The organism is Mesorhizobium sp. BR115XR7A, from assembly GCF_020165315.1.
Taxonomy (GTDB): Bacteria; Pseudomonadota; Alphaproteobacteria; order Rhizobiales; family Rhizobiaceae; genus Mesorhizobium; species Mesorhizobium australicum.
Map to the genome: position 1 here is coordinate 74,122 of NZ_JAIUHW010000020.1, position 18,260 is coordinate 92,381.

General features: G+C 60.3%; 15 protein-coding genes and 3 pseudogenes. 13 read left to right on the plus strand and 5 right to left on the minus strand.

The features are described 5' to 3' along the window. Nucleotides 1-188: 188 nt before the first annotated feature. Nucleotides 189-629 (minus strand): aldehyde dehydrogenase family protein, encoded by a 441-nt coding sequence (locus LB557_RS29790; RefSeq protein WP_318013387.1) that lies wholly within the window; start codon nucleotides 627-629, stop codon nucleotides 189-191. Between the two features lie 725 nt (nucleotides 630-1,354). Here LB557_RS29790 and LB557_RS29795 point away from each other — a divergent pair. From LB557_RS29795 to nodS, 3 genes and pseudogenes are all read left to right on the plus strand, one after another. After that, nucleotides 1,355-1,648, plus strand: a pseudogene (locus LB557_RS29795) (hypothetical protein); the annotation flags it as partial. Between the two features lie 305 nt (nucleotides 1,649-1,953). Further along, nucleotides 1,954-3,135 (plus strand): 5-demethoxyubiquinol-8 5-hydroxylase UbiM, encoded by a 1,182-nt coding sequence (gene ubiM / locus LB557_RS29800; protein ID WP_027033362.1) that lies wholly within the window; start codon nucleotides 1,954-1,956, stop codon nucleotides 3,133-3,135. Between the two features lie 600 nt (nucleotides 3,136-3,735). Continuing rightward, entirely contained in the window at nucleotides 3,736-4,344 is a 609-nt protein-coding gene (gene nodS / locus LB557_RS29805; protein ID WP_032925915.1) for a nodulation methyltransferase NodS, read from the plus strand. 616 nt (nucleotides 4,345-4,960) lie between these two features. On the opposite strand, the gene LB557_RS29810 is transcribed toward nodS, so the two are convergent. Beyond that, a complete protein-coding gene (locus tag LB557_RS29810; protein WP_152536315.1) occupies nucleotides 4,961-5,215 on the minus strand; it encodes a hypothetical protein in 255 nt (84 codons plus the stop codon). A 358-nt stretch (nucleotides 5,216-5,573) separates the two neighbouring features. Here LB557_RS29810 and LB557_RS29815 point away from each other — a divergent pair, with 358 nt between their 5' ends. The 5 genes from LB557_RS29815 to LB557_RS29835 all read left to right on the plus strand — a co-directional run bounded on the left by LB557_RS29815 (nucleotide 5,574) and on the right by LB557_RS29835 (nucleotide 11,690). After that, entirely contained in the window at nucleotides 5,574-6,170 is a 597-nt protein-coding gene (locus tag LB557_RS29815; protein ID WP_027033364.1) for a NodA family N-acyltransferase, read from the plus strand. 55 nt (nucleotides 6,171-6,225) lie between these two features. Beyond that, nucleotides 6,226-7,500, plus strand: a complete 1,275-nt coding sequence (gene nodC, locus LB557_RS29820; protein ID WP_027033365.1) for a chitooligosaccharide synthase NodC — start codon at nucleotides 6,226-6,228, stop codon at nucleotides 7,498-7,500. 49 nt (nucleotides 7,501-7,549) lie between these two features. Next, a complete protein-coding gene (gene nodI, locus LB557_RS29825; protein ID WP_080680526.1) occupies nucleotides 7,550-8,572 on the plus strand; it encodes a nodulation factor ABC transporter ATP-binding protein NodI in 1,023 nt (340 codons plus the stop codon). A gap of 3 nt (nucleotides 8,573-8,575) precedes the next feature. Next, nucleotides 8,576-9,364, plus strand: coding sequence for an ABC transporter permease (locus LB557_RS29830; protein WP_027033367.1), 789 nt, complete (start codon nucleotides 8,576-8,578; stop codon nucleotides 9,362-9,364). A 304-nt stretch (nucleotides 9,365-9,668) separates the two neighbouring features. After that, a complete protein-coding gene (locus LB557_RS29835; protein ID WP_027033368.1) occupies nucleotides 9,669-11,690 on the plus strand; it encodes a carbamoyltransferase in 2,022 nt (673 codons plus the stop codon). A gap of 275 nt (nucleotides 11,691-11,965) precedes the next feature. On the opposite strand, the gene LB557_RS29840 is transcribed toward LB557_RS29835, so the two are convergent. Further along, a complete protein-coding gene (locus LB557_RS29840) occupies nucleotides 11,966-12,268 on the minus strand; it encodes a PLP-dependent transferase (RefSeq protein WP_244966435.1) in 303 nt (100 codons plus the stop codon). A gap of 321 nt (nucleotides 12,269-12,589) precedes the next feature. Here LB557_RS29840 and LB557_RS29845 point away from each other — a divergent pair, with 321 nt between their 5' ends. After that, nucleotides 12,590-14,059 carry a PLP-dependent aminotransferase family protein gene (locus LB557_RS29845; protein WP_010913827.1) on the plus strand — a complete coding sequence of 490 codons (1,470 nt, stop codon included), beginning with the start codon at nucleotides 12,590-12,592 and terminating at the stop codon, nucleotides 14,057-14,059. 22 nt (nucleotides 14,060-14,081) lie between these two features. On the opposite strand, the pseudogene LB557_RS29850 reads toward LB557_RS29845, so the two are convergent. Then, nucleotides 14,082-14,186, minus strand: a pseudogene (locus LB557_RS29850) (LysR family transcriptional regulator); the annotation flags it as partial. Nucleotides 14,187-14,559: 373 nt separating this feature from the next. Here LB557_RS29850 and nodB point away from each other — a divergent pair. The 4 genes from nodB to LB557_RS29870 all read left to right on the plus strand — a co-directional run bounded on the left by nodB (nucleotide 14,560) and on the right by LB557_RS29870 (nucleotide 18,126). Continuing rightward, a complete protein-coding gene (gene nodB, locus LB557_RS29855; RefSeq protein WP_027033370.1) occupies nucleotides 14,560-15,219 on the plus strand; it encodes a chitooligosaccharide deacetylase NodB in 660 nt (219 codons plus the stop codon). A 497-nt stretch (nucleotides 15,220-15,716) separates the two neighbouring features. Continuing rightward, complete coding sequence (locus LB557_RS29860) at nucleotides 15,717-16,340, plus strand: FMN-binding negative transcriptional regulator (protein ID WP_027033371.1); 624 nt, start codon at nucleotides 15,717-15,719, stop codon at nucleotides 16,338-16,340. 27 nt (nucleotides 16,341-16,367) lie between these two features. Beyond that, nucleotides 16,368-17,018: a LysE family translocator gene (locus tag LB557_RS29865; protein WP_027033372.1), complete on the plus strand. Its 651-nt coding sequence runs from the start codon at nucleotides 16,368-16,370 to the stop codon at nucleotides 17,016-17,018. Nucleotides 17,019-17,280: 262 nt separating this feature from the next. Beyond that, a complete protein-coding gene (locus LB557_RS29870; protein WP_032925919.1) occupies nucleotides 17,281-18,126 on the plus strand; it encodes a TIM barrel protein in 846 nt (281 codons plus the stop codon). Between the two features lie 14 nt (nucleotides 18,127-18,140). Here the strand turns inward: LB557_RS29870 and LB557_RS29875 are convergent. Further along, a pseudogene (locus LB557_RS29875) lies at nucleotides 18,141-18,260 on the minus strand (LysR family transcriptional regulator); the annotation flags it as partial.

Here is an 18,260-nt window from a genome sequence, read left to right on the forward strand (position 1 = left end):
AGGTCAGCCAAATTGTGCGAGACGCCCTTGCTCCAAGACCGATGATAGACCCATTCCAGTCATTTCCGTTACACCTCATCAAAAGCAGATCGAAGCCGGCCGCGCCTATGACCGCCTTCTCAAGCGCGGCACCCGGCCGAAGGCGCTCAAGGCCATCGTCGCATGGTTCAAGCGCCTGTGGATCAAGTTCATCGGTTAATCAGTGTGCGGCCGACGGCATCGCCTTTGCAAGCATGGATCAGGTTGACGACGCCGTCGGGAAGGCCGGCCGCGCACATTGCGCCTGCAACGAGCGGCGTCTGTTCGGCAGGTTTCAAGATCACGGTGCAGCCCGCCGCCAGAGCCGGTGAGATCTTGCGCGCCACCATTGAAGCCGGGAAATTCCATAGCGTGATCGTGCCAACAACGCCGATTGGCTGCTTGATCACCCAGCATGCCCCGGTCAGTCGAGGGCGGGGAGATCGTCTCGCCAAAGATGCGGTTGGCCTCTTTGGCTTACCATTGCAGATATGCCGCCGCATGCGAGACCTCCGACTTGGCTTCGCCAAGCGGCTTGCCAATCTCTGCCGTAAGAATGGCAGCAAGGTCGTCGGTATGGTCTTGATCAGCTGATGCCAGCGCCAGAGCATGTCCCTGCGATCCCGGGCGGTAAACGCCGCCCATCAGCCTGCGCGGTATAAGGCCTCGTCGATCGCCGAGCGCGTCTCCTCAGCGCCCATGTCGGGTAGCTCTGCCAACACTTCGCTAGTGGATGGATAAAAACCCTCGAACTTTCGCTAACCCAACAACGTGCCAGGCGTCGGCATGCGGTCGATAGCGCCGAACAGGTCGGGGAGTTTCAGATTCGCATCAGCGGCTGGCACCGAGGCATCCCGGCTTTCTCTTCAAACCGGCGGATGTTTTCTATTGGCTGCGTCAGGATGTGTAACCGCACTTCGCATCGGACCTCGAGCGACGGGGCCCTGGCGACCTGCCGACCGCGTTATGGAATAGGAACGACCGTTCCTGGAACGAGAATTCCTGTTCAGCGCCTTTCTCGCCCGCACGCCTGGCGGGGGCACCGAGCGTTGAGCCCTGCGACCTGATAACCGCAGCGCAGGCATGGCATCCACGCATCCGCGGAAAGCGGCAATTTGGCCTAAGCTTTGACGGCGCCCGCGCGCCTGACGGCGCGTGCCGGGTGCTCGTGAACCGAGCCCGCTTTTTCTTCGCCAGGCTCAGGCGGTCTCGGCCATCCGGCTTCGCCCCCTGGCGCGGGCAGCCTGTCGGCTGCTGACGGTCGCCGCCCTGTCGGCCGGCGCGGTTTGTCTGTTGGCCGAGCCCTGACAAATCTGGCGCCGCCAGTCTCGAGGCCATCGCGCGAAACGGCGGCGTGCTGCGCCGCATCGCCGTGCGCATTCCGACCTATCTGTCGGACATTCGCGAGAACCCCGCCTGGCTGCCGATGTTCGTGCTCGCCCGCACCATGCCGGCCCGCCGGATGCACTGGCGTGGGGCAAAGCCGGTTCGCGTGTCGCAAAAAGCCCACGACACGATGTTTGCCGGCGTCGATCGCCAGGAAATTGTCGAGGCGCTGCGGTCGGACGGGCTGTTTTGCGGGCTCGTCCTGCCGACTTTCATCCATGAGGAGATCGCCGCCTTCGCCCGCTATGTCATCCGACGCCGGTTGGGCCTCGACTGACCCAGATCAAGGCCACGCCCTTGTCGGCGTGGTTTGATCGATCAGTCCTACAAGGGAAAAACACATGGGCTGACCGACAGCCTGGTCGTCCCTCCATCATCTTGACAATCCAGATCATACGGCAGGCAAATGACGCTTCACCAGCCAGGAACCGACGTGAGAAACGCGCTTGAGGCGATGCGGGCAATAGATCACAGCGCAATCAATGCACGACATGCGGCTCGACTCCCCCAACATATCACCAAGAGAACCGACGCGCTGGCGGCACGCTGATGGCCGGCCGTGACGACAGCTTCGACATCATTGTCGTGGGCGCCGGGCCGGTCGGACTTTCCTTCGCCGCATCGCTTGCTCATAGCCAGCTCAAACTGGCGGTTGTCGAAGGGCAATCCCTGGAAAGACTGGCAAGTCCGGCTTTCGACGGCCGCGAGATCGCGCTCACCCACGCCTCGATTGGAATCCTTCGCGAGCTCGGCGCCTGGGATGTTATCTCCGCTTCGGACAAGTCACCGCTTCAAGGCGCACGCGTCCTCAACGGATCGAGCCCGTTTGCGTTGTGTTTCGATTCCCCCGGCGGATCCGCGGAACCGCTGGGCGTTCTGGTCCCGAATTGCCAGATCCGCGATGCCCTGTTCAAGATCATCCGCTTGCAGGGCCATGCCCGGCTGCTGTGCGGCCACTCGGTCGTGCGTGCAACAAACAGCCGTCAAGGAGCAATGATAACGCTCTCCACTGGCAGGCAGCTGAGCGCTCGGCTTCTCGTTGCAGCCGATTCGCGTTTTTCCGCCACCCGCAATCTGCTCGGCATCGGCGCCGATATCAATCGGCTTGGCAACTCGATGCTGATTTGCCGGGTGAGGCACGAGCGCCCCCACCACCAGATCGCGATCGAATGGTTCGATCACCATCAGACGGTGGCGATGTTGCCTCTCGCGCCAGGCGTGTCGTCGCTGCTTCTAACTTTGCCCTCAAACGAGGCCGACGGACTGCTTGCCCTCGACGACGAGTTGTTCCTGAGGGAGTTGACAAAGCGCTGTCGAGGGCGCCTCGGCAACATGAGCCTGGCAAGCCAACGCTACATCTATCCGCTGGTCACGACCTGGGCGCACAGGTTCCGGGCGCCGAGCGCCGCATTGATCGGCGACGCGGCCATTGGCATGCACCCGGTGACCGCGCATGGCTTCAACATCGGCCTCGGCGGCCAGAAGCAGCTCGCCCGCGGTATAGAGACCGCATGGCGCGACCGTCGCGACATTGCCGACCCCGACATGCTCCACAGATATGAAAGCCGACTGCGCCTGTCGGCGGCGCCGCTCTACCATGCTACGAATATCCTCGTCGGACTCTACTTAAGCGAGCATCCGGCGGCACGGCTTGCAAGGCATGTAGGACTGCGCCTCGGCCAACATCTTCCCTTTGTCCGTCATGGCATTGCGGCCATGCTGAGGCGGTGAACCGCAGTCGTCATAGGATCATCGTCAGCGTGCTGGCGTCTGGCGAGTTTGGTTCGATGTGAGCGGTCGCGGCTGCGCGGGATCATGCTTGATGAAGACGCGGCCGCTGAATGCCGCGAGCCTCTTCCATCGCAGATCGTCAGCGTGTCAATCGCCGTGTGTGTGCAGAATTCCCGACCGCCGCAAAGCGTTTGTCGGCCGGCGCCACACAGAAGTGGACCCAGCCACGTCCAATCCCGCCTTCGATGTGTTCAGCGCGTGGATGGTTGTCATCCAAACAATCAATTTTGCCAATCCTGCGGACCCTATTAGGAGCGTGACCGAAATCAAGTGCCTCGGCCCGCAGTACGCCCGACGAAAAAGCCTGAGCACCAACCACCTGGGCCTTAAGGAGCAACAGAATGCAACGACCCGAAGGCAGTGGAAATTGCTGCCGGGACGTTCTTCCTCATCGGGGTCTATGTCGCGCGTCAAGCGGACTCGTGTTTTGACATCGGGTCTCACGAAGGACCCCGCTTCTCGGAATGAGCGTGCCCCGACCCTACCGACGTCAGACGGCATTTGCAGCGCCGGTGATTGCTGCCTTAGCTAGGTGCGAATTTGACCCATAAAATCGATCATGAACTGCTGAATCGAGAAATGGCCGCAGACGACCCATGGCGGCTTGATGGCAACCCGTTCGAGCGGGAGCGCCACACCCAAATTCTCCGGTTGTCACTTGCGCAAGGTCGAGTCGCAAATGCGCTCGAAGTCGGCTGCGCTGCCGGCGCTTTTACGGAGCGGCTAGCCCCCATTTGCCAGCGGCTCACTGTGATCGATGTCGTCGAGCCAGCGATTACGCGAGCACGTTTACGCATGAAGGAGACGCCGCACATCAGCTGGATAATTTCCGATGTTCAACAGTTTTCGAGTGATGAGCTGTTCGACCTGATCGTCGTTGCGGAGGTTCTTTACTACGTCGGAGACCTCGATCAGATCCGCGCGGCAGTCCGCAACCTGGTAAGTCTGCTTGCGCCAGGCGGGCAGCTGGTTTTCGGATCGGCACGTGACGCCAATTGCCAACGCTGGGGGCACGCTGCTGGTGCAGAGACCACCATCGCCATGCTGAACGAATCGTTGACCGAGATCGAGTGCATCGAGTGCCGGGGCGCGTCGATCAATGAAGACTGCCTGCTGGCTCTCTTCCGAAAGCCGATTTCCGCTTCCTGATAAAACACTTGGAAACTGTGTGGGCTTCTGTGGTGTCAAGCTGACCCAATATGCGGACGTATAGAGCGCCCAATTGCAACAAGTAGCTGGATCCAGTTGATGGTAACAACTGCTGACTACATCCGGCTTCTTCATGCGGCTCGATGTTCTGCGCCGCGAGCCTCGAGGGGTTTTCGCCCGCTTCCACCTCAACGGCCCCAGACGTCGGCCGAAGCCTTTCCGGTCCAGACATCAGGTTCGGAAGCGGCGGGGTGACCGTTCCCCCACCTCTGCCATTTTGCGTAACGGCTTTACCCAATAAATGACCCATAGATACCCAGATGAAGCGAAGTCCTTATTTTGCATGGCTCCCTATGCGGGACGGGCTCTACGGCTGCCGCCACCGAACCTCAAAGGTGATCCCTAGCCGGGAAAGCGGCACTCCTCGTCGGGGGCCGTCGGTCCCGTGTCCCGCCTTATGCGGCGCTATGCTGACACTCCTACGGCTGCCCTTTTAACCGATCTCGTCGTTGCAGTCAGTCCCGCGTCCCGGCCCTTCGGCCGGCGCAAGTGCTGACGCTCCTTAGGCTGCCTTTCTGTGTGCGGCGATCTTTGATCCCTCGCACGGAATGAAGACTTAGGGGCCAGCTCCTTTGCGCACTTCAGGCCTCAGGTGCTCAAGCTGTGTGTTCCAGTCGGCCAAAACCTCAAACAATTCGTTCGAAGTAGCGCCATCCGGGCGCGCTCCTTCCCGCTCTCCAGGTGCTTTCACCGACAGTCCGGTTGACCGGCAACACTCGAAAGCATTGACCAGACGATTCCTGTTGGCGAGCGCGATAGAGCTTCGCGGAACCTGTTTGCCGCCGGCGATCCAGAGCTGCGCGATCGCCATGCATCATCGCGTGCGCCAACGGTCGCCGCGTTTGCTGACGCCTAACAGTCGGGCCGTCCTCCACTTGATCGCTGCTTCGGCACGGGCGCAGCCACGCGCTGGCGGCCGCTCTTGAATCAGGTTGTGTCACCGACAGCTGCCATCGGTGCCGCCGCTTATCGGGCCAATCGAGCACGACCAGAAGGTTCAGATCAGGGCCTTTGAAAGGCATGGTTTTAATATCCATAGCGTGGATGCTCGCGATCTAAACAATCAATTTTACCAATCCGGGAGGGTCGTTCATAGACCCATGACATGCACCGCCATTGCTCTACCGCGTGAGGTGCACAAAAGAACCCGAAAAAGAGGAAGTCTTCGCATGCGCCCTGACGTGCAGTGGAGGTTATGCTGGGAAAATGAGTTGCAGCTTCCCGATCACCTCGAACTCTCTGAGTTCTTCCGGAAGACCTATGAGCCGACCGGAGCCTTCAATGGAAAGCAATTCGAAGGCGGTCGAAGTTGGGCCGGTGCAAGGCCGGAACTCCGCGCAATCGGCTATGATGTGCACGGGGTAGCGGCTCACATGGGCGTGCTGCGCCGATACATCAAAGTTGGCGACGTTGATCTGCTGGTCGCTGAACTCGGTCTATACGGGGTGCGTCCGGATCTTGAGGGGCTGGGAATCGCCCATTCGATTAGCGTCATGTATCCAGTGCTGCAGCAGCTTGGCGTTCCATTCGCTTTCGGCACGGTTCGGCAGGCGCTCCGGAACCATGTTTCGAGGTTCTGCCGCAAAGGCTTGGCGAACATTCTGACGGGCGTTCGCGTGCGTTCAACCCTCCCGGACGTGTACTCCGATCTGCCTTCCACGACGCGAGTCGACGACGACGTACTCCTCATGGTGCTCCCAATTGGACGCTCGATGAGCGAGTGGCCGGCCGGCACTTTGATCGATCGGAACGGTCCAGAGCTATGACCGCGGATCTGGTATCCGCTCGCTTCCTCAAATTCACAGAAAAATCTGACATCTCATGACCCTGTTTGCCACAGCCAGTACTGTTGCCATCTGCTCTTATGCGCTACTGTCGACCGTCTACAAAACCGCGCAGGTGTTTTATACCCTGCCTACAAACGTACCGCCGACCTCGGGCGACCCGCCCGGCGGTGAGCCTTGGCCGAGCGTCGATGTCATTATCCCGTGCTACAACGAGGCGCCTCGCACCCTCTCGGACTGCCTGGCTTCCATTGCAAGTCAGGAATACGCCGGTAAACTGCAGGTCTATGTTGTTGATGACGGTTCTGCAAACCGCGATGCCCTCGTAGGTGTACACGAGGAATACGCGGGCGACCCGAGGTTCAACTTCATTGCGCTCCCAAAGAATGTCGGAAAGCGCAAGGCGCAGATTGCCGCCATTCGCCGCTCGTGCGGAGATTTGGTGCTGAATGTAGATTCGGACACGATACTCGCCCCGGACGTCATCACCAGGCTTGCGCTAAAGATGCAAGATCAAGCGGTCGGCGCCGCCATGGGCCAGTTGGCGGCTAGCAATCGCAGTGAAACTTGGCTGACGCGGTTGATCGACATGGAATACTGGCTCGCCTGCAACGAAGAGCGGGCAGCGCAGGCTCGGTTCGGTGCCGTCATGTGTTGCTGCGGTCCGTGTGCCATGTACCGGCGATCCGCGCTTGTTTCGTTGCTGGATCAGTACGAGACGCAGCGCTTTCGAGGGAAGCCGAGCGACTTCGGCGAGGACCGCCACCTTACGATCCTGATGCTGAAAGCAGGCTTTCGAACAGAGTATGTCCCGGAGGCCGTCGCGGCAACAGTCGTTCCCAACAGCATGGGTCCCTATCTGCGCCAACAGCTTCGCTGGGCCCGGAGCACTTTCCGTGACACGTTGCTGGCGTTCCAACTGCTGCGCGGCCTTAACATTTATCTCACATTGGACGTGATTGGCCAGAATATTGGCCCATTATTGCTCTCTTTGTCGATTCTGGCGGGGCTCGCGCAATTGGTAACGACAGGTACTGCGCCTTGGACGGCATGCCTGATGATTGCAGCCATGACTATAGTTCGCTGCAGCGTGGCAGCGTTTCGTGCGCGCCAACTTCGATTTCTCGGATTCTCGCTCCACACACTCATCAACATCTTTCTCTTGCTCCCGTTGAAAGCATACGCGCTGTGCACATTGAGCAACAGCGATTGGTTGTCGCGCAGCTCTGCGGCCAATGTGACAGACACTGGCGGCACCAGTTCAAAGCCGAACTTGGTGGGATCTGACGCAGCTTACAGCGAACAGCAATAGTCACGTGATCTCAGGTGGAAGAGTTTTGAGCCAGGACCAGAAACATCAAGTGTTGAAGCGTAAGTTGGGCCCAGAGGATTTGCGGCGATTCGAGACTCCTGCGATCGAACGGGAGTTTCACGGGCAGACAAGCGCGAAAAGCTCCGTGCCTGACTCTCTGTCGACCGTGGCAGTCGATTTTGCCGGCGTAACCAAGTCGTATGGGAACAAGATCGTTGTCGACGAACTGTCGTTCTCCGTTGCGTCGGGAGAGTGTTTCGGCCTCCTCGGACCAAACGGGGCGGGCAAAAGCACGATTGCGCGTATGCTCCTCGGCATGACATGCCCTGACGCGGGCACGATCACGGTGCTCGGCGTCCCGGTGCCGGCGCGCGCTCGGCTGGCACGCAGGGGCATTGGCGTGGTCCCGCAATTCGACAATCTTGACCAGGAATTCACCGTACGCGAGAACCTGCTGGTGTTCGGACGCTACTTCGGCATGAGCACACGTCAGAGCGAAGCGGTCATCCCGTCGCTTCTCGAGTTCGCTCGCCTCGAGCGCAAGGCGGATGCGCGCGTCTCGGAACTGTCCGGCGGCATGAAGCGATGCCTGACAATGGCGCGGGCGTTGATCAACGACCCCCAGCTCATTGTGATGGACGAGCCGACCACCGGCCTCGATCCGCATGCGCGCCACCTGATCTGGGAGCGGCTGCGCGCCCTGTTGGCACGTGGCAAGACGATTATCCTAACGACGCATTTCATGGAAGAGGCTGAGCGATTATGCGATCGGCTGTGCGTGCTCGAAAAGGGCCGCAACATCGCCGAAGGCGGCCCGCAGGCGCTGATCGACGAGCATATCGGATGCCAGGTCATGGAGATTTATGGTGGCGATCCGCACGAGTTGCTTTCGCTGGTCAAGCCACATTCCCAGCGCATCGAGGTCAGCGGCGAAACCCTTTATTGCTATGCGCCAGACCCTGACCAGGTGCGCACGCAACTGCAGGGGCGAGCAGGTCTGCGTCTTCTTCTGCGTCCAGCCAATCTCGAGGATGTTTTCTTGCGGCTGACCGGGCGCGAGATGGAGGAGTGAACGATGATTGAAGGTTTTGCGGCGGCGCTGCCGGCCAATGCGTGGAACTGGGTTGCGGTATGGCGACGCAACTATCTGGCATGGAAGAAAGTCGCACTCGTGTCGCTTCTCGGTAACCTCGCCGATCCTATGATCTACCTTTTCGGCCTAGGCACCGGCCTCGGCATAATGGTCGGCCGCGTCGACGGTGCGTCGTATATCGCCTTTTTGGCGGCCGGCATGGTCGCGGTAAGTGCGATGACCGCCTCTACCCTGGAAACATTGTACGCGGCTTTCGCTCGCATGCATTCTCAACGCACATGGGAAGCCATGCTGTATACGCACATTACCCTCGGCGACATCGTTCTGGGTGAACTGGCGTGGGCAGCCACCAAGGCCTTCATGGCCGGTACGGCTATTACCATCGTCACCGCAACCTTGGGCTATGCCGCCTGGCCGTCCGTCCTCTATGCGCTGCCAATCATTGCTCTGACAGGGTGCGTATTTGCGAGCCTCGCGATGATCGTCACCGCACTTTCGCCCAGCTACGATTACTTCGTGTTTTACCAGACGCTTGTCCTCACACCTATGCTGTTCCTGTCGGGCGCCGTTTTCCCATTGAACCAGCTGCCTGGCGCCTTTCAGCAGATAGCGCGATGCATGCCGCTGTCACATGCGATCGACCTCATTCGTCCGGTTATGCTTGATCACCCGATCAGCGGCATCGCCCTGCACGTCGGTGTGCTCGGCCTGTACGCGCTGTTGCCATTCTTCCTCTCGATGGCGCTGTTGCGCCGCCGACTAATGCGCTGACGAAAGAGAGTGAGATAAACAATGCGCTACGGACTTCGTGCTGCAAATAAAAACGACATCGCCAACGCAAATCGGCATCCAACCCAGGGTCTTCGTGGCATCCACTCAATCTCTCAACGTTATGGAACGCCCCGGGACCTCGATCACAGGATCTCATGTTGATCCAGGCGTAAGAGAATTTCTTTGAGGTTGGTGATGTCTGACTGGCGTTCGCGGCGGCGAACGACAACGCAGCCTGTGTTTTTGATCAAACGGCCTTGAGACAGGCCAATTCAGTCTTCCTGTACGATAAACGGAGAGCGAGATGCTGTGTCTAGGATTGAGCGGCGGATTAGACAAAGTCTATGAAAACCGATTCCAGATTGCGAATACATTCATGCACGATGGCGCTGCGGTGCTCGTCCGAGACGGACAGGTCATCGCGGCCGTAGAAGAGGAGCGCCTCAATCGGATCAAACACTCCAACAAGCTCCCAATCAGTTCGGTTCAATACTGTCTTTCAGCCGCTGGGGTTCAGCTCAGCGAAATCGATCATGTGGCGTACTACGCTACCGAAACCTATTGCAACGCCATGCTCGAAAACATGCTTGCTTCCGAGCCGAACGCCTCCATTCCGTTGGATGCCAAATTTTTGGTGCAGCAGCTGTTGGCGCAGGAGTTCGGTAGCGAGCTCGACCCTTCGCGTATCTCATTCGTAAGTCATCATCAGGCGCACGCCGTGAGTGCTTTTGCAATGTCGGGCTTCGAGCAAAGTCTGATTTTCGCGATTGATGGCTCTGGTGATTTCCAGTCGGGTCTTGTGGCGGTAGGATCTGGTGCTGAAATTTCGCAACTCGCGACTTTCCCAGAGAACAATTCCCTTGGGCTATTTTATCTCGAGGTGATCCGGTATCTCGGCTACGGCTTGTTCGATGAATATAAGGTAATGGGGCTTGCCCCCTACGGCGATCCCGTTCCCTATCGCGAGCTTTTCGAGCAGTTCTATGAACTGTCTGCAAACGGCGAGTATCGCGTCCACCTGGACCGCATCGGTCCGACTTTGCTTCGCACCATTCAGGTCCGGCAAAAGGGAATGCCATTCACCCAGCAGCACAAAGATGTGAGTGCGTCGTTACAGGAAGCGCTCGAACGCATCGTGTTTCACATTCTTCGGCATCATCGTGAGGCCACCGGGATGACGCGGCTGTGCCTGGCCGGCGGCGTTGCGCACAATTGCTCCATGAACGGCAAGCTGCTCTATTCAGGCCTTTTCGAAGACATCTTCGTGCAGCCCGCGTCGCATGACGCTGGCTGCGCATTGGGCGCTGCATTAATCGTGTCTGGTGAGCTGGGCCGCCCCGCGCCGCGTGCGCGACTGCAGGAGGTTTATTGGGGGCCGGATCTCGCGAGCGATCACGCTGTCGAAGAGGAACTAAAAGCATGGGCGGGGCACCTGGAGTTTGAACGCACTGAGGCGGTGGCGGATAGGGCAGCCGAGTGGATGGCCGGTGGCGCCGTGATCGGCTGGGTGCAAGGTCGTTCGGAGTTCGGGCCGCGCGCGCTCGGAAATCGCAGCATTCTTGCCGACCCCAGGCCCGCCACAAACAAGGACCGGATCAACGCCATGGTCAAGAAGCGGGAAGGGTATCGCCCGTTCGCCCCATCAGTGCTGGAGGAGGATGCGCGCGAATTTTTCGACCTCCCAGGCAGTGCGTGCGAATTTCCCTTCATGAATTTCGTGGTCCGTGTGCGCGACTCCAAGCGTGGTTTGCTCGGCGCCATCACGCACGTCGACGGTACGGCTCGGCTGCAAACAGTATCGCGCAAGGCCAGTCCGGCCTACTGGGACGTCATCAATGCCTTCAAGCAGCGCACTGGCATCCCAATTCTGCTCAATACGTCCTTTAACAACAATGCCGAGCCGATCGTGGATTCAGTTGCAGACTCGATTGCCACGTTCCTGACGACAGGGTTGGATGGACTTGTGGTCGGGCCGTTCCTCGTCAAAAAACGGGCCACAACGCTGGAGGATTGGACTGCGCTCGCGGTTTCATTGCCGCCTTATGTATCCCTGTATAAGGTCCGCGCTCACACGGCGCTGGATCGCCAGGAGACCGTCTGCGAAATCCGAACGGATCACTCCAGCCGTGACGGTGTGCGTATTTCACATGACTTGTTCGATCTGCTGACGCGGATCGAAGGCGAAGCCGTGCTCGCGGATCTCCTCGATACAATTACGCTGGATCAGGCCCAGCGCGAGGCTCTCACAGGAGAACTGCGACGGTTGTGGGAGCAGCGCCGCGTTCGCATGCGTCCCTCGCAAGCTGCTCGCGTCGATCAAAACTGATGCCAATCGCTGGACGACAGATAGCAGTTGCCGAAACACCGGTCCTTGTCGTTTCTCGACGGCGGACCCGGTTCGGTGACTGCCTATGTGTCCGGCATCAGCCTGGTGTTACGCATAGCGGACGGGACGTGCGAGCGGGCTGCGCCGCTCGCGGGATAAGGCGGCGGCCCTACGGCGCGCCAAGCCGGCATATTCGTCGTTGAGATGCTTTTTGGCCAAATGCGTTGGTGGGGCGACGATCATGTCTTAGCGCGGCTTGACCCTTCGCCTTCCAATTATGACGCCATTGCGGATTTCGCCGGCGCTTTCTTCAGGACTCGAGATCTGTTGGTCAAGGCCACCCGCGCGGTTAGCGTTGGCGATGCCCGACATCTGCTTTCGGGCAATCGCCTGATCGGGATGCGAGTCGAGGAAGGGGAGCTCACCCAACCCACGGCCGAATGCCCGTCGCGCGCCTGCGCGATTGCAAGCGCCGTGGTGCTGTGCCATTCCATGCGAAGCGTGAGAGTCCTTTTCAGCCCGCGCAGAACCAGGAAGGCCGACATAGTCGGGAGCGCCGCGCCGGTGATGTAGCGCACGGCGGTTTCGTACAGCGTGTGGAGGGGTTCCGCGTCGCCGAGGATTGCGCCGCCAAGGCTGCGACCTCATTCGCCGCGACACTTTCAATCGTGGGTCGAGTTCAGGAAGGCGCGTGGTTGAACGGCATTGGGAAAACCAGCCGGATCGTAGCCGGTGATGGATCGCGCGGGTAGCGAAGCCGAATTTGGCATCGTTCGCAGATGTGCCACTTTCCGGTCTTGGATTGCGGTCTCGGGCATCGGCTTCAGACGTGCTCTTGGCTTTCGGAAGGAGTGGCTGCAAACTGGTTGATATGGAATGTCCAGTTGGCAGGAAAAGAAATGGTCCAGTCTCCAGGTCCCGGTGCTTCAACCCGCTCGCATGGCATGGGGGCGCGCCAGATCTACGAAGCGCTTCGCGAGCAGATCCTCAGAGGCGTTTACGGCACCGGCAGCCAGCTGCCGTCCTCCCGTGGTCTCGCCGAGGAACTTGGAGTCTCGCGAACGACCGTCACCGTCGCCTACGAGCAGCTGGCCGCGGAAGGTTTCATCGACATCCGTCAAGGCGCGCGCCCTCGTGTCGCATCCTCACTCCTGGGACATGAGCTGACCGCCAATCCCCCAAAACGGTTCGGCCCGGTTCACTTGTCAAGCTATGGCGAACGGCTGCGTGGTACTCCGCGCTGGCCGGATTACCTGCCGAACACGCTGAAGGTTGATTTCCGATATGGCGTCCTGGCGCCCTCAGATTTCCCCGCATCGGTTTGGAAGCGCGCGATGAACGCGGCGATGGCGCAGCGGCCGGCACGGCTCGCCTATGACGATCCGTGCGGTTCGAGCCGGCTCCGCCAAGCGCTTCAGGGCTATCTCTGGCGCGCCCGTACTGTGCGCTGCGACCCCGAGCAGATCGTCATCGTCAATGGTTCGCAGCAGGGCCTCGATCTCTGCGCGCGCCTGCTGCTCGACCCCGGGGACAGCTTCGTCATCGAGGACCCCTGCTACAGGATGGCGCGCCAGGTCTTTGCCAGTACAGGTGCCACGCCCGTTCCCGTCGAGGTTGACGATCACGGCATGCAAACGGAGCAACTGGCGGGGGTCGCGGCCCGGCTGGCCTATGTGACGCCCTCGCATCAGTTTCCGCTCGGCGGCGTCATGCCGATCCCGCGGCGGCATCAGCTTCTGGAATGGGCGCGGGAGCAGGGCGCCTATGTCATCGAGGACGACTACGACAGCGAATATCGCTACGATATCAGCCCCGTTCCCCCGCTGCATAGCCTCGAGGATCATGGGGCCGTCATCTACCTCGGCACCATCTCAAAGACGCTCTCGCCGATGCTGCGGATCGGTTATCTCGTCGTCCCGGCGGAATTCCTGCAGGTTTTCGAAACCGCCAAGCAGCTTGCCGACCGGCATTCTCCGATGGCGGGGCAGGAGTCATTGGCCTCTCTGATCGAGAGCGGTGGCTATGAAAGCCATGTGCGCCGCGTGCGCCGCATCAACGGCGAGCGCCGGGAGGCATTGCTGACCGCCCTGAAGCGGAGTTTTCAAGGTCGGATCGCCGTCCAGGGGGCAGAGGCTGGACTGCACGTCGTCATATGGTTCAACGACCTGCCGCGATCGCGTGAAACGGCGTTGGTCGAAGCTGCCCAATACGCGGGTCTGGGTCTGCACCCGATTTCGCCGCTTTATCATCGGCAGTCGGGAGCAGGCGAAGCCGACCGCGTCGGGCTTGTCATGGGCTATTCCGCCCTGAGCATCCGGCAGATCGAAAAAGGCGTCGAGATGCTGCGCGACGTCGTCGCTCGACTCTGAGACGCTGACGGTTCCGCACGCGGGTTAGAACGCATTCGCGGCCGCTCATCATAAACAGTTCATCGTTGAAATAGTCGCGCGACCGGGCGACGGCCGCGCTCATGGCCGGCTGACTAAGGTTGATGCTGCTGCCGCCGTGAGGTTGCGCGCGATCCAAGCCTTTGTCTCATCTATCCGCAACGTGGATGCTTGTCATCGAAACAATCGATTTTGCCGATTCGACAGAACGTCCCATAGGAAGAATTCAAGGATGCAGCCCTAAGGAGATTGTCGATGCATGCGTTGGCTCCGAGGAGCATTTTCTGGTGTGGTCTGCGCCGAACATCAAGCGAGCCGATCCCCTTTTCGACCAGGTACATCGGTGATCGGGGCAAGCTGCATCGCGTCGGCTCTTCGCGACAAGCTCCCTCCGATAGCGTAGGCCCCTACCTCAAGGATCGGGGTTATGCCGATTGCGAATGGCCGACCGGTACAACAATTGACCGCAAGGGTTCGCAGCTATGAGACGTCTCGATGACAGATGGGAGGTGCAGAGTGAATGCGCTGACGGCACCGGGCGTCGAAGCGTCTATCTGACGTTTGACGACGGTCCAAATCCATGTTTCACACCACAGATACTCGATGTGCTGGCGCAAAATCGGGTGCCAGCGACATTCTTCGTCATTGGTGCTTACGCCGCAGAGCATCCGGATCTCATCCAGCGAATGATCGCAGAAGGGCATGAGGTAGGCAACCACACGATGTCTCATCCGGACCTGTCCAAGTGCGGCTTGGGCGAAGTGCAACGTGAGGTATTTGAGGCGAACCAGGCCATCATGCTAGCATGCCCGCAGGCCTCGATCCGCTACATTCGCGCGCCATACGGCGCCTGGAGCGAAGAAGTGCTCACTGCCTCAGAGATCGCAGGGCTGGCGGCCCTTCATTGGTCGATCGACCCAAGAGACTGGTCGCGCCCCGGCACCGACGCGATCGTCGATGCAGTGCTCGCCTCGGTACGCCCCGGCGCAATCGTGCTCTTGCACGACGGATGCCCTCCCGACGAGTCGACACGGAGCACTCAAGCCAGTCTGCGCAACCAGACCGTTATGGCGCTGTCCAATCTGATTCCTGCATTAGATGCCTGCGGATATGAAATTCGCTCGCTTCCAGAACATCACTGAAATGCGAGATCGCATGGACCTGCTTTCCCAGCCAGTACCTGTGTGGTCTCGCTTATGAAGGCTTACAGGCCGTTTACGCCCTGCGAACAAGCACTTCGTTGACATCGGACGAACTGGTCGGCTCCGACAGTTGGCTAAGCGTAGACGTCTGTTGTCAGCTGCTACGATGAGGACCCGCGCACGCCCTCGGCATGGCCCAGCACCGCCGGTAGGTTCACTCTTCGACGATTGTTTGAATGTATGGTTCACTTCGCGTTGGATCGATTTCATTGGGCTTGCCGCAGGCTCACATAGCGCGACCCTGCGGGATCGCTGGCTGCGTCGAAAAGGTTTGGCAAGCAATTCGCATACCGTGGACCGGCACCGGGGATTCCGGTGCTCTGATCCGGCGCGCGATGCCATCTTTCATCAACTGGACTACCTCAATAGCTTCTGACTGGCTGTTTCCAGCAGGCCAGCTTGCCGATACCTGACTTGGTAACGCAAGGAGTTTCGCGATGTACATCCCTCCCGCTTTCCGCGACGACGACAAGGAATGCCTGCGCGCGACCATTCGCGCGGCGCTGCTGGCGAACTTCGTTACCGTCACGGCGGAAGGGCCGCTCGCAACGCCACTGCCCCTCTTCCTTAACGAGAACGAGGGCGAGCACGGCGTGATCTACGGGCACCTGGCGAAGGCCAATCCCCAGTGCCGTGTTCCGCCGCTGGGCGACGGCTTGGCCATCTTCATGGGGCCGGACGCTTACGTGACGCCGGCATGGTATGCGACCAAGCGGGAAACCGGGAAGGTCGTCCCGACCTGGAATTACGTCGCCGTCCACGCCTATGGCCCGGTCGAGTTCTTCGAGGATGCGGGAAGACTGCTGGACGTCGTGAATCGGCTGACCGACCACCACGAGGGCGAGCGCGCCTCGCCTTGGGCCGTGTCGGACGCGCCGCCGGATTTTGTACAGGCGCAACTCCGCGGAATCGTCGGCCTGCGCATGCCAATCACGAGGTTGGAGGGCAAGCGCAAAATGAGCCAGAACCGGAACGCGGCCGACCGCGCTGGCGTGGCGGCGGGCCTTGCGGCGAGCGAGCGGGCATCTGACCGCGACGTCGCCGCTCTCATCCCAAAATAATCATGAACTTCGTCGGAATCGACCATCATGCCAGAACTGACCCCACTCGCCCTGTACCTCGCCGCGGCCTCCGTGCTCGCCATCACCCCCGGTCCGGGCATCTTCTACGTTGCCGCGCGCACGCTCGCCGGTGGTCGTCGGGAAGGTATCGCTTCCAGCTTCGGCACGGGGTTGGGGGGCATGATCCACGTCCTCGCCGCAAGCTTAGGTGTTTCCGCGATCGTGCTCGAGAGCTCGGAACTGTTCTCCGCATTAAAGCTGTTCGGCGCGGTCTACCTCGTCTGGCTCGGCTTTCGCACCTTTCAAGCCGCCCGCCTCAAGGGAGCGACTGGCGGCGATGACGGCGCCGCAGTGGGTCCAGTCGGACCCCGGCGGGCGTTTCGTGAAGGGGTACTGGTCGAGGCGCTCAACCCGAAGACGGCAGTCTTCTTCCTCGCCTTCATTCCGCAGTTCGTGAATCCGAGCGCAGGGCTCGTAGCTCTGCAATTCGCGGTGCTTGGCTCCGTGTCCATTGCGCTCAACACGCTCGCCGACATCGTGGTTGCCGTCGTGGCCAGCGGCATTCAAGACGGCGCGGCAGCGCGTCCCGGGTTGATCCGCCGCCTGAGGGAGGCGTCAGGCGGCGCGATGATCGCGCTGGGCGTCGGCCTCGCTCTGGCGAAACACCCTGCTGCCTGACTTTGAATCTGATCGATTGGGCATCTTTCAGGGTTGGCGGGTACCTTGCGAAAGCAGTTGGATGGCTGCGAGCCAGTTCGGTCATTGCACCTATTCAAGCCATGTCTCAGGAGGCGCGGCACCGCCGTTTGGGTGAACGTCGGCTCATAAATGAGAGAAAAACATAGCGTGAGAGAAACGTGAGTACGACTGCCTCGCCTCGCTCATGCCCATCATATCGGCCCTCGCTAATCAACGCACGGTAGAAGCCAGTCAGCCGAGAATGACGCCCGTTTCATGGAAGGAAAGCCAAGCCATGCGCCAAGCATCGCCCCGCTTTGCACTCGATTATATGGCGACGCCCGGACTTGACGTCAGGGCACTTTTCGCTTTTGCCCGCGACCAGGGCCTAACCGATGTCCAGATCCGCGGCCAACCGGGCAGCAATGCTATGGCACGCGGCGAGCCGGCGGCGGACGTCCGGTCTGCGGCCGCCGACACAGGCGTTGGGATTATTTCCGTCAATGCCCTCCAGCGCTTCAATGAGTGGACGCCCGCCCGCAGGGCCGAGGCGAGCAAGCTCGCCGATTATGCAGCGGCCTGCGGAGCCACGGCGCTCATGCTGGTGCCGGTCAACGGCGGCTCCTGGCCCGCCAATGTCGAGCGCCGGGGCGATCTCCGCGTCGCCTTGAAGGCGCTCAAGCCGATCCTCCAGTCGCGCGGTCTGATCGGTCTCATCGAGCCGCTGGGCTTCCGGACCTGCTCGCTTCGATCGAAGAACGAAGCGGCTAAGGCCATTGCCGCCATTGATGGCCAATCCGTCTTCCGCCTCGTGCACGACACGTTCCACCACACGCTTGCCGGGGAGGCGTTCTTCTCCTCCGAGCTGACCGGTCTCGTCCACATTTCAAGCGTGAACGATCCGATCCACTGGATTTACCCGGATCGCGTCCTAGTCGGTTCCGACAATGGCAGCCAGATCCGGGCGCTGCTTGATGGCGGCTATGGGGGGCCCTTCTCATTCGCACCGTTTGTCGACGCAGCCCACCCGCTGGACGACCTCGCAGGCGCAATTGCCGCGAGCATCGCTCTCTTCCGACACGGGCTATTGACGCGAGTGCCGGCGTGAGACGCGGGAGTAAATTAGGGCTGCTTAGGGCGCCTTTTGGCGTCCCCCGGAGAAGTCATTCGAGACGCCTCCTGTAGCAATATCTCTCGCAGCCAGATGCTTGCCGGATCACTGTTGTGAAGGGCGGGCCATTG